Raw genomic sequence first — 13103 nt, 5'->3', positions numbered from 1 at the left:
ACAATGCGTTGATAAAGTTTGAACACAATAGTAGCGAATTACACCTTTAGTAAAACAGATCTATATCATCCAGATAAAAATCAAATATTCACTATATTGATCAATAGCATGGCTCGATACTTGCTTTATCTACAAATAGTAGCGCATTGTTACTGTGACCTACCAATTAAGACAAGACAACACAAAGGCCAAGACTGGTCTAGTATTAAAAAGGAAACAATTCTCCCTAATATGGGGCGAGCGCACAAAAACCGCCCATAAAAATGTACATAATTACAGCGCCTAGCTCCGGTTTGGTAAAGAGAACGAGGTATACATGGATACATTAACAAGCCAATACCAATCATCTGATTTCTTTGATGAATTAATTGATGACAAAGGAGCCCCTAGAGCTCCTGCAAAACAACTTCTAGGATATTTAGACAGTCTTTCAGAAGAGGAATTAGAAAAACGTCGTACAACCGCTGAAGTGACCATACAAGAAATGGGCATCAGTTTTACGGTTTATACCGAAGAAGGCAACATAGACAGAGCCTGGCCCTTCGACATAGTGCCACGAACCATACAAGCTTCCGATTGGAAAATCGCTGAAGCTGGCTTAAAACAACGACTTACCGCGCTAAACCTTTTCATTAATGATCTTTACCACGATCAAAACGTCATCAAAGACGGCATTATTCCCGAACACATTATAAAAGACTCGAAGAACTTCAGACCAGAGTGCGTTGGTGTCTCTCCTGCTTATGGCGTTTGGGCACATATTTGCGGTACTGATTTGGTGCGTGATGAATACGGCGACTTTTACGTATTAGAGGATAACTTGCGCGTCCCTTCTGGTGTGTCTTATATGCTAGAGAACCGTGCGATCACAAAACGCGTTTTACCTGAATTATTTGAAAACGAATCCATACTGCCAATCAATAATTATACCTCCCAATTATTTGATACCTTGGCCTCACTATCTCCTAGAGACATAGAAAACCCTGAAATAGTGGTATTAACCCCAGGAATTTATAATTCGGCCTATTTCGAACATGCTTTTCTAGCCCAACAAATGGGTACTGAGTTGGTCGAGGGTAGCGACTTATATGTCGATACCGACGACTGCGTTTACATGAAAACCATCGATGGCCCTGAACGTGTCGACGTTATTTATCGTCGCATTGATGATTTATTTATTGACCCAGAAGTATTCGACAGCGAATCAGTTCTTGGTGTTGCGGGGTTGATGCGCGCATGGCGCAATGGCAACGTGGCCCTAGCCAATGCTCCTGGTGCTGGCGTTGCCGACGACAAAGTTGTCTACGCTTATGTTCCTGAGATTATCCGTTACTATCTGAACGAGGAGCCTATTCTTAAAAACGTAGAAACCTTCCTATGTGATGATCCAGAGCAACGTGCGTATGTATTGGAGAATCTGGATAAGTTAGTCGTCAAACCCGCTAATGAATCCGGCGGCTACGGCATGCTAGTTGGCCCACATTCAACGAAAAAAGAACAAGCGTTATTCGCTGAATTAATCACCAAACATCCTCGTAACTACATTGCTCAACCGACGTTAAAACTATCGACGGCACCCACCTTGATTTCGAAAGGTGTTTTAGAGCCTCGTCATTTAGACCTTCGCCCTTTCATACTGCAAGCCAAAGAGACGTATGTCACCACAGGCGGTTTAACTCGCGTGGCAATGAAAAAAGGTTCCTTGGTCGTGAACTCGTCCCAAGGTGGTGGTAGTAAAGACACTTGGATCGTTGAAACGAAGGGGCAATAATCATGTTATCTAGAGTCGCAGAACGCTTATATTGGAGCGCACGGTATTTGGAACGCGTTGAAAACATTGCTCGTTTAGTCAGTGTATACGACGATTTATTATTTGACTTACCCAAAGATATTGAAGTGTCTTGGTATAATTTAATCGAAATCCTCAGTGGTGAAGAGTTCTTTGAGCAACGCTACAAGGTTAAAGACGAGCGTAATGTGGTGAAGTTTTTATTAGCGGATGACACCAATGCCAGCTCCATGCTGTCCTCACTCAAAATGGTTCGAGAAAACATTCGAACAACTCGTGATGTGGTGCCTAAAGAAACCTGGGAACTGATTAACGAGCTAGATCTATACGCTCAAAAAAATATCAAACAAGGCATTAACCGCTCAGAACGACATCTTTTCTTGAATACCATCATTGAAGGCTGCCAAAAAATCATAGGTCTTTTCGCTGGTGCAATGAGTCGGGATTCAGGTTGGAATTTTTTGATCATGGGTCGCTATCTTGAACGTGCTGACATGGGCACACGAATTCTAGATGCAGCAGTTTCCTTGATGCTGCAATCTGAACCTGAAGCCAGAATTCAGCTTGGGCAAGTAACCTGGTCAAAAGTACTCAAATCTCAAAGTGCCTATTTGGATTATCGCCGTACCGTCAGAACCTCAATCAATGGTGCAAAAGCCACAACATTCTTAATGAATGATCCTTGTTTCCCACGAAGCTTAGATTATTGTTTTGCTCAAATCAGTGAAGCGGCAAAAAAACTGCCACGTTCCAAAAGTATTGTGACCCAAACAAATAAGATTTTTGAGTTTAAATACCCTCTTTCAAGTTCAGAAGATTTAAACGAAGACTTTCACAACCACCTTAACGAATTACAAATTGCCATTATTGAAATCAACCAGAAGATCACTGAAAACTGGTTTCAATTTAGGCAGGGAGACGCTGCATGACTATTAGAGTCGCGATACAGCACAAAACCACCTATGAGTTTGATCGCTTTGTTAACGTCGCTCCGCATGTTTTAAGACTACAACCTGCGGCGCATTCTCGTACCAAGATCCATGATTACTCCTTAACTGTCTTGCCTGAAAAGCATTTCATTAATGTACAACAAGATCCATTTGGGAATTTCCAAACTCGTTTAGTCTTCCCGGAAAAAACCAATAAACTTGAGTTTATGGTAGAAGTGATTGCCGATATGACGGTAATTAATCCATTCGATTTCTTTGTAGAAAGCTACGCGGAAACGTTTCCATTTGCTTATAAAAAGGAACTCAAAAAAGAACTAGAACCTTATTTACAAGTGACCGAGTCTTGCCCTTTATTGGATAAGTGGTTATCTACGGTTGACCGTAAAAGCACACCAACCAATGACTTTCTAGTGGCCATAAACAGTCGACTAGCGGGGGATATTGGTTACGGCATTCGTTTAGAACCCGGCGTGCAAACTTGCGAAGAAACACTGACACTGAAGAAAGGTTCTTGTCGTGATACCTCGTGGTTACTCGTGCAAATTCTTCGTAGTCTTGGTCTGGCGGCACGTTTTGCGTCTGGCTACTTGGTTCAACTTACCTCAGACGTAAAAGCGCTTGATGGCCCTTCAGGTCCAGAAGAAGATTTCACTGATTTGCACGCATGGTGTGAAGTGTTTTTACCTGGTGCAGGTTGGGTAGGACTAGATCCAACCTCTGGCTTATTCGCTGGCGAAGGTCATATTCCTTTGGCTTGTACGCCAGAACCCGCATCCGCAGCCCCTATTACCGGTCTGATTGATGAGTGTGAATGCGAATTTAGCTACAGCAACATAGTAACGCGTATCCACGAAGACCCGCGAGTCACTAAGCCTTATGCAGAAGGCGAATGGGAAACGATTAAAGCCTTAGGTTATGCGGTTGACGCAGAACTTGAACAAGGTGATGTTCGTTTAACCATGGGTGGTGAACCGACTTTTGTGTCCATTGATGATATGGATTCTGAGCAATGGAACACAGGCGCACTGGGTGCAGAAAAATTAAAACTCGCCAAAGACTTGCTGCTAAAAATGAAACAAGAATTTGGAGCCAACGGCCTGCTCCATTATGGACAAGGCAAATGGTATCCGGGCGAAGAAGTTCCGCGCTGGGCATTGGGTTGCTTCTGGCGTACGGATGGTGTCGCATTGTGGAATGATACAAAATATTTAGCCCGTGTTGATGCCAATTACAAACACACAATCAAAGACGCAGAAGCCTTCGGAGCCTTGTTGTGTGAGCGACTCAGCCTCGACAAACAGTATCTTCAAAGCAGCTATGAAGACACCTTGTATTATTTATGGATGGAACAATCTCTTCCTGCTGACGTTGACCCAACGAAAGCGGATTTAAAAGATGATTTAGAACGACGCCGTCTTGCAAAACTACTGAACCGTGGCCTTAGTACGACAACAGGTTACGTCTTGCCATTAGAGTTCAATGGTCATGATGCGACATGGAAAAGCTCAATTTGGCCCATGCGCAGTGACGTCATCACTCTAATACCGGGTGATAGTCCAATGGGTTATCGTTTGCCTTTAAATTCGTTACCCGAATTAGCAGAAGAAGACCGTATTCTTGAACGGGATCCTTTTGACCCACGCCAACCATTAGCAAACAAAATAGAAGAAGTGCATTCTTCGACATCGGACACTATCGCCAAGCAACATATTGCCAATGTAAAGAAACCAAAAGACGTGGCTATAGCATCTGAGAAAACGCTGAAAAACATCATTCGAACGTCTTTGTGCATTGAGCCAAGAGACGGACGTTTGCATGTTTTCATGCCACCAATGACCCATCTTGAGCATTTTGTCACCCTATTAGAACACATGGAGTACGTTGCTAAAACATTAGACCTTCCTATTGTGATCGAAGGATACGAGCCACCAAAAGATCCTCGTTTACAGAAATTCTTGATCACTCCAGATCCAGGTGTCATTGAAGTCAACATTCATCCGGCAGCCAGCTGGAAAGAGCTGGTTCACAATACGGAAACACTTTATCACCAAGCTTACTTGTCTCGTCTTGGTGCAGAAAAGTTCATGCTAGATGGCAGGCACACAGGAACAGGTGGCGGTAATCACGTCACTCTTGGTGGACGAACACCAGCCGATAGTCCCTTATTACGTCGCCCTGAATTACTACAAAGTTTAGTGACTTTTTGGCAACACCATCCGGGCTTATCTTACCTTTTCTCAGGTATGTTTATTGGTCCAACCAGCCAAGCACCTCGCCCAGATGAAGGCCGAGATGAAGCCTTATACGAAATGGAAATTGCCTTCCAAAACATGCCTGAAGGTTTAGTCGACGAACCTTGGCTAGCGGATCGACTGATGCGCAATTTATTGGTCGATATAACTGGCAACACACATAGATCAGAATTTTGTATCGATAAGCTCTATGCGGCTGGCAGCGCCAGTGGTCGACAAGGCTTACTAGAGTTTCGTGGTTTTGAAATGCCTCCACATCCGCACATGTCACTTGTGCAGATGTTATTACTTCGTTGCTTGGTTGCTCGTTTTTGGAAAGAGCCCTATAAAAAACCATTAGTCCATTGGGGAACGAGTTTGCATGACAAATTCATGATGCCACATTTTGTTTGGCAGGATGTCAAAGAAGTGGTTTTGGATTTACAACGTCACGGTTTCCCATTCAAACTCGAATGGCTTGCTCCTTTTGAAGAGTTTCGCTTCCCTCATTATGGTCGTAAGAAAATCGACGACATGGAAATCGAACTGCGCTGGGCAATCGAGCCTTGGCATGTTCTTGGGGAAGAAATAACAGGATCAGGCACAGCACGTTATGTTGATTCATCAGTAGAACGGTTGCAGGTCAAACTATCAGGATTAACGGAAGGTCGATACGTGTTGAGCTGTAATGGTCGTCGAGTGCCAATTCAATCAACAGGACGTAAAGGCGAGTTTGTCGGCGCGGTACGCTATAAAGCATGGGCGCCGCCATCAGCATTGCATCCTACCCTTGGTATAGACGCGCCATTGGTATTTGACCTAATTGATACATGGAATGGCTTGTCCATTGGTGGTTGTACTTATCATGTAACGCATCCAGGTGGTCGAACCTATGACAATGTACCGGTTAACAGTAATGAAGCTGAAGCTCGCCGCGTAAACCGTTTTTGGGATCATGGTTTTACTCAAGGCACCTTGTCTCCGGCTTCGATATTTAGTGAATTAGCTCCTTTCCATGAAAATGGTAAAGAATCTCGTCCAATGTCACCACCAGCGGAAGAACCAATGAATGAATATCCGCATACATTAGACCTAAGGAAGAAGTATAATGCTCTCTAATATTTAATTTTTAGGCACAAGCACATTATGCAATTTCAATCAGGTAACTTTGTAATGTCAGTTATGGATGAAAAACCGACGTTATCTTCCGCCTATGACACACCGATGAACGCTTATGATGAAGCCTTCACGGAAGATCGCCAGCCGCGAGAGCACTGGAAATCGCTACTACAAAGCATAGGCAACCTGAACAGCGAAGAAATGCTCGATCGACAACGTCGAGCCCAGCGTATTCTTCGCGAAGACGGTGCAACGTATAATTTAACCAGCGACCCACTGACTCCTAGTGTTTGGTCGTTGGATCTTATGCCAAATATCATTCCAACAAACGAATGGATCAATATTGAACAAGGTCTAGCACAACGTTCGACTTTATTTGATCTCATACTCAAAGACATTTATGGTCCACAAGAGCTACTCAAAAACGGCATTATCCCTTCAGAAATAATTTTTAGTCATCCCGGTTTTTTACGTCAATGTCACGGAATAACGGTTCCTGGTAAACACGACCTTTTGTTACATGCAGTGGATTTGGTTCGCGGCCCATCAGGCCAATTCCAAATCATTGGCGATCGAACTCAAGCTCCTAACGGTGCAGGCTACGCATTAGAAAATCGTACGGTTGTTTCTCGTGTTATTCCGAACAGTTTTAGAGAAAACCAAGTACGTCGACTTGCTGGCTTTTTCCAGTCATTTAAAAACATGCTGTCTACTCTCGCATGTGAATGGACCGACACACCGCGCATCGTCATGCTTACTCCTGGAGCTTTCAGCAGTACTTATTTTGAACAAGCTTACCTTTCCAACTATCTTGGATTTCCGTTGGTTCAAGGCAGTGATTTAACTGTCAGAAATGGTGCTGTTTGGATGAAGTCTTTAAATGGTTTGGCTCGCGTTGATGTTATTTTGCGCCGTGTTGATGACGCCTATTGCGATCAAGCAGAACTAAAAGCCGATTCCTTTCTTGGCGTCCCTGGGTTATTAGAAGTGGTTCGCGCAGGCAATGTCGTATTAGCGAATCCGTTAGGCAGTGGCGTTTTAGAAGCCCCTGCTTTGGTGAAATATTTGCCCGCGATCAGTGAATTTTTAATGGGTGAGCAACTCACCTTACCTTCTGTGTCTTCATGGTGGTGTGGAGACAAGGCGGATTTAGCTTATGTAATTTCAAACATCAATAACCTTATTATCAAGCCAGCGATTCGTCGCCATGACAGTAATAGCATTTACGGTCATATGTTAACGGCTGAACAAAAATCGGACACCATAGAAAAAATCAAAAAGCGCCCTCACCTTTATGTGGCCCAAAGTTATATTCCGGGTTCTATGGCTCCAATTTGGCTAGATGGAAAAATGAAAGCAAGACCAAGCTTATTACGTGCTTTCACTGTTGCAAATCCAACGGGGTACACCGTTATGCCAGGAGGATTATCCCGCGCGGGAGAATCTGCCAAAGAAACCATCGTTTCTAACATTTCTACCTCCAAATCGAAAGACACCTGGGTAATAGCGGCAGAACCTGAAGAACAAACTACAGGCACAGCAGAGCAAATACTGCTTCAAGATGAAGCGTTACAAGCCAATTTACCAAGCCGAGTCGTTGAGAATTTATTCTGGATGGGACGCTATGCGGAACGCGCCGAAATCAGCATGCGTTTACTGCGAACCATTTTCAAACAAATGAATGGAGTCGATCCACTACCAGATGAGAGCCGCCGCACTCTATTAGAAATGGCTTCAACCCAGACAGGCTGCTTGCCTGGTTTTATGGAAGCCGATGAAGCGTTGCTTGCCAATCCAGAAGAAGAACTGGTTGCCATTATTACTGATGGCAACCGTGCAGGATCAATAAAAGCCAACTTACACGCCATGCTCAGTTGTGGCGAGCAGGTTAAAGAAATGCTTTCCGCCGACACCCGAATCATCATTAATGAATTACGGGATCATATTCACGAGTTAGATCGTGCTTATCTGAATGGCTTGCCATCAGCGCCCGAAGAATCACTCGACAGTTTGGTCACATCATTGCTCGCTCTATCTGGTTTAAACCATGAAAGCATGTTGCGCGGACTTGATTGGACTTTCCAAGAAATTGGTCGACGAACTGAACGCGCCTTACAAACAGCGACGCTGCTTCGTTCCGCTCTCACCAAGCCTTTATCATCGGTTCCTCAACAACAAATTCTCGAATCGGTTTTACTCAGTGTGGAAGCGTTAATTTCATTCCGCCGTCGTTATCGTAATCGAGCTCGTGTGGCTTATGGGTTGGATTTATTGATGATCGATGGCACCAACCCTCGCTCATTGCTTTATCAGGTAGAACAATTGCGTAAATGCATTAAAGAGCTGCCAAGAAACCAGACCACAAGAGCGGGTTTAAGCCCAGAAAATAAGATTATTATCAAATCACTCAATGACATTCAGCTTGCTGATTTAGAAGCTCTTGCCAAAGTCGACGAAGATTCAAACAGTCGCTTATCTTTAGAGCAACTAATGACCGAATTACTAGAGCAACTGGAGCAGTTTACCGTTTTGATCAGTGATAAGTATTTTGATCATACCGCTGGACCTCAATCGTTAATAAAAGCCATTGAGGAGACTGATCTATGAAGTATCGTGTCCGCCACATAACAGAATACACTTATGGCGCGCCGGTTAGCTTGTGCTACAACATGGCTCATTTGCTACCGAGGGATACTAAAAACCAGCAGTGTACCAATCACAAAATTCAAATTAATCCACCACCCGTTTATCAAAACGACGGCGAAGATTACTTTGGGAATCAGACCTTTTATTTTTCTATTCAAGAAGCCCATAAAAAAATGGTTGTGGATGTCACAACAGACTTCTACATCACACCATTGAATGTGCTCGAATTACTGACACGGAGTACTATAACCTGTGGTGAATTACGTTCATTATTAGAAGAGCCAAGCACACCTGAATTACGCATGGCAAAAGAGTACTTATTAGACTCGCCTCAAATACGCCATTCAGAAGAGCTAAAAGCTTACGCTGAAAGTACTTTTGTTAATGAAAAATCCGTTTTACAGGCTGCACTGGCTTTCACTCATAAAATTTTTACTGAATTCAAATTCGACCCACATACCACAACCGTTGCAACTCCACTTGAACAAGTACTCGTACAACGCAGTGGCGTCTGCCAAGACTTTGCCCATTTAGCGATTGGCTGCTTACGCTCTGTTGGTATTCCAGCTCGCTATATGAGCGGCTACCTAGAAACCTTACCGCCACCCGGACAAGAAAAATTAGTTGGTGCAGATGCTTCCCATGCTTGGTTTGCGGTTTTCATCCCTGAACTAGGTTGGATTGAATTTGACCCAACCAACGATTTAATGCCAAGTGATCAACATATTGTGACGGCGTGGGGACGAGATTATTCTGATGTCACACCATTGCAAGGCGTTATCTTTGAAGGGGGTGGATCACAGCAGTTAGCGGTCTCCGTTGATGTAAAAAGAATCTAGCTTGATAGTATGTAGAGCCGATATAGGGTAAGCTTCGCACAATTATTGCATACCTGATCGATCAGCTTTGCACCCGCCTTTGATAAAACATGAGAACATCTATGAGTTTCGACAAACTTGGGCTTTCTGCCCCCATCTTAAAAGCCATTCAAGACCAAGGCTATACCGAGCCGTCCGCAATACAGGCTCAGGCAATACCTTCCATTCTTGAAGGTCAAGATGTGATGGCCGCAGCCCAAACGGGAACAGGCAAAACCGCCGGTTTCACTTTACCCTTGCTTGAATTACTAAGCCATGGTGAAAATGCACAAAGTAACCAGGTTCGTGCATTGGTATTAACGCCAACACGTGAATTAGCCGCTCAAGTCGCTGAAAGCGTAAAAAATTACGGCCAACACCTATCTCTTAAATCTACGGTTGTTTTTGGTGGCGTTAAAATTAACCCGCAAATGATGGCTCTTCGTCGCGGTGCTGATATTTTAATCGCAACACCTGGCCGTATGATGGATTTATACAATCAAAAAGCCGTACGATTCGATAAGCTGGAAATCCTTGTTTTGGACGAAGCCGATCGCATGTTGGACATGGGCTTTATCCATGACATCAAAAAAATATTAGCGATTCTGCCAAAGAAACGTCAGAACCTATTATTCTCGGCAACTTTCTCTCCTGAAATTCGCCAACTGGCTAAAGGTTTGGTTAACAATCCTGTAGAGATTTCTGTCACGCCACGTAATGCCACTGCCGTTTCTGTAGAGCAATGGTTACACCCAGTAGACAAGAAGCGTAAAACCGAGCTTCTGATCAAATTGATTAAAGACGGTCGTTGGGATCAAGCATTGGTTTTCTCTCGCACCAAACATGGCGCTAACAAAATAACCAAAATGCTAGAAGATGCAGGCATACGTGCCAGTGCCATCCATGGAAATAAAAGCCAAGGCGCACGTACTCGCGCTTTGTCTGATTTTAAAGATGGTCGTATTCGAATTCTTGTCGCGACAGACATTGCTGCCCGTGGCCTAGATATTGAACAGTTACCTCACGTAGTCAACTTTGATCTACCAGATGTAGCAGAAGACTATGTCCACCGTATTGGTCGCACAGGCCGTGCTGGTGCAACAGGTAAAGCGATTTCATTGGTTGCGGCTGACGAACTAGATCAATTGCGTGCGATTGAACGTTTAACTCAGAAACTGATTGAACGTCGTTATGAAGATGATTTCATGCCAACACACATGTTGCCTGATACAACTCTAGACACGCGCCCGATTAAATCCAATAAACCTAAAAAGCCAAAAGCTCCCCGTGATCAAAGCGGTGGTTCTCGACATGGTCATAACGCAAAACCAGGCAATGCACCTAAATCGGGTAATCGTCGTCCAACGGATAAGGCTAAAGCACCAAAAGCTGATGTCACACAAGGACAAGGTCTACGCAGTAAGCCTTTAGCGCCAGCACGAAGAAACCGTCGCCCAACTCAAGATTAAAGCTATCCTAAAGCATAATAATTTAGGCAATAAAAAACCTCCTAACGATGATTGTTAGGAGGTTTTTTTATTGCGGTTATTTCAATTTATAAGAAGAAATTTCTTTTAGTACGTCTTCGAAACGCTGTTCAGCAAGATTCGCACCTTCGTCCGTTTTATTTACCAGATCCAAAATTTTCTCAGATCGTTCACTTACATTTTGAATGTTTTTATTTATCTCTTCGGATACTTGTGACTGCTCTTCTGAAGCTGTTGCCACTCGTTCTATTGTTTGTGCTAGCTGCTCAATATCACCAAATAAACCTTGAAGCATGGCAGTATTTTCACTCACAACGCCTGACGTTTCTGAGGCCATATTGGCGCATTGTGTCATTGATTGTAATGCTACCTTTCCTGAACTCACTAGAGCTTCAATCATAGCTCGAATTTCTTCCGTAGAGGTTTGCGTTCGCTGTGCTAATGTACGCACTTCATCTGCAACCACTGCGAAGCCTCGCCCTTGCTCTCCAGCACGAGCAGCTTCAATAGCGGCATTTAGCGCCAACAGATTGGTTTGTTCAGCAATAGATTCAATCGTTCCCAGAATACTACTGATTTGCTCTGTGTTACTCGTCACAGATTGAACCGCCTTATGACCACCTTCAACCTCTGATGAAAGGTTCGCAATAGACTGCAAAATAGTATGCATGTGTTTAGAACCTTGGGTACTTTGTTCGCGGATACTTTCAGTGGCTTCAGCAGACAATTGCATATCATGAGAAACAGTATTACTCGTTAAGGACATCTCCTCCACAGCCGACGCCATTAAATCAGTTTGATTAAATTGATCTTTGGTTTCCTGTAGCGCACTTCGAGAAAAACCACTTAAAACATTCATGCTGTCCTTGGATTCCGAAGCCATATTCACCATCAAACCAAAAGAACCTCGTAGGTGATCTAGATGCACATTGAGGTACTGAATAATTTGACCTAATTCATCATTCGATGTGTTTTCTATTTTTTCCACTAAATTACGTTTTTCAGACACATTAGATAACGCATTACTAATGCGTTCTACACGTGTTGAGATAGAACGAGTTAAGAAAAATGCCAATAAAATAACCGGACTAATTAATATAATGAAACCGATAATCAAACCATTACGGTACAGCTTACTGGTTGATGTCAGTGACGAGCTCAAATGATGAATTTCTGAACTAATTTCATCGGCAACATTTTTGATCAAACCTATTTTACTGGTTGCTAAGGCAAACCAATTTTCTGGCCCTTGAACAACAGACACATCCACCATTCTTAAAAAATCGCCAGTGGCTTGCTCGACGATCTTCCATTGTTCATTCTTCATGGCAGCAGTTAACATAGCTTTTTCCGATGATGAAGCAATCATGTTGAAATGTTCTAATTGATGCAGTTCATCTTCAATAAAAGCCGCAATTTGTGATTGGCGTTTTGCTGTCGTTGCTTTAGCTGCATATACACCATTCAATGCACCACGATATTGTCCAGCACGCTCTTTCATCCATAATAGACTTAAGCGAGCTTCCAGCGCCTTCGCAATGTTTCGATTGCTAATATCTGAAATAACCAGCTGAATACCATTTAATGCCTGTCTATTCACTTCAGAGTAAAATCCAAATGCGTTGTTACTAGCATCCAAGACATCAACTTTCTGGCGAACATTTACTTTGTCTTTCAATATAGACAAGACAGAGTTTCGTACATGGTTAAGTTGCTCTAAGGTAAGCACATCGAATGACTCAAGGGTGATACTTTTAAGTGCGCTTTCCGCTTTATCCGCAACCTTTCGTTGAGCCAATAATGCTTCTTTACCATTGCTTCCCTGACTACCAAGAAAACCAGCACTCAGCCCTCTTTCTACGGCAAAATTATGAGCCACACCATCCAATAATACAGACAGTTTCACCATGTCTTCAGCAATAAGCCCTTCATCAACCTGCTTATTTAGATCTATAACTAAAAATGCAGTAATAATAATCGCAAAAAATGAAGGTAAGATACCCACGATCGCAATGGATTGGGAT

Annotated in this window: 7 protein-coding genes; 6 read left to right on the top strand and 1 reads right to left on the bottom strand. The window is 43.3% G+C overall.

Annotated features, from left to right (window positions below; all coding sequences use genetic code 11):
• Positions 1-316: 316 nt before the first annotated feature.
• The 6 genes from AC0L3Y_RS08235 (at position 317) to AC0L3Y_RS08210 (ending at position 11061) form a co-directional block, all read left to right on the top strand.
• Positions 317-1771, top strand: coding sequence for a circularly permuted type 2 ATP-grasp protein (locus AC0L3Y_RS08235; protein ID WP_473470400.1), 1455 nt, complete (start codon positions 317-319; stop codon positions 1769-1771).
• Between the two features lie 2 nt (positions 1772-1773).
• Positions 1774-2718: an alpha-E domain-containing protein gene (locus AC0L3Y_RS08230; protein WP_473470399.1), complete on the top strand. Its 945-nt coding sequence runs from the start codon at positions 1774-1776 to the stop codon at positions 2716-2718.
• Positions 2715-6089, top strand: coding sequence for a transglutaminase family protein (locus tag AC0L3Y_RS08225; protein ID WP_473470398.1), 3375 nt, complete (start codon positions 2715-2717; stop codon positions 6087-6089). The genes AC0L3Y_RS08230 and AC0L3Y_RS08225 overlap by 4 nt, the downstream gene beginning before the upstream one ends.
• Before the next feature lie 27 nt (positions 6090-6116).
• The gene (locus AC0L3Y_RS08220; RefSeq protein WP_473470397.1) at positions 6117-8696 is read left to right on the top strand and encodes a circularly permuted type 2 ATP-grasp protein; all 2580 of its coding nucleotides are present in this window, start codon (positions 6117-6119) and stop codon (positions 8694-8696) included.
• Positions 8693-9574 carry a transglutaminase family protein gene (locus AC0L3Y_RS08215; protein WP_473470396.1) on the top strand — a complete coding sequence of 294 codons (882 nt, stop codon included), beginning with the start codon at positions 8693-8695 and terminating at the stop codon, positions 9572-9574. Before AC0L3Y_RS08220 ends, AC0L3Y_RS08215 begins: the two co-directional genes overlap by 4 nt.
• A 101-nt stretch (positions 9575-9675) precedes the next feature.
• Entirely contained in the window at positions 9676-11061 is a 1386-nt protein-coding gene (locus tag AC0L3Y_RS08210) for a DEAD/DEAH box helicase (RefSeq protein WP_473470395.1), read from the top strand.
• Between the two features lie 76 nt (positions 11062-11137).
• Here AC0L3Y_RS08210 and AC0L3Y_RS08205 read toward each other — a convergent pair whose 3' ends face one another.
• A complete protein-coding gene (locus tag AC0L3Y_RS08205; protein ID WP_473470393.1) occupies positions 11138-13084 on the bottom strand; it encodes a methyl-accepting chemotaxis protein in 1947 nt (648 codons plus the stop codon).
• Positions 13085-13103 lie beyond the last annotated feature (19 nt).

It is taken from the genome of Marinomonas sp. GJ51-14, assembly GCF_055808695.1.
This window is presented reverse-complemented; position numbering and strand designations above follow the sequence as displayed.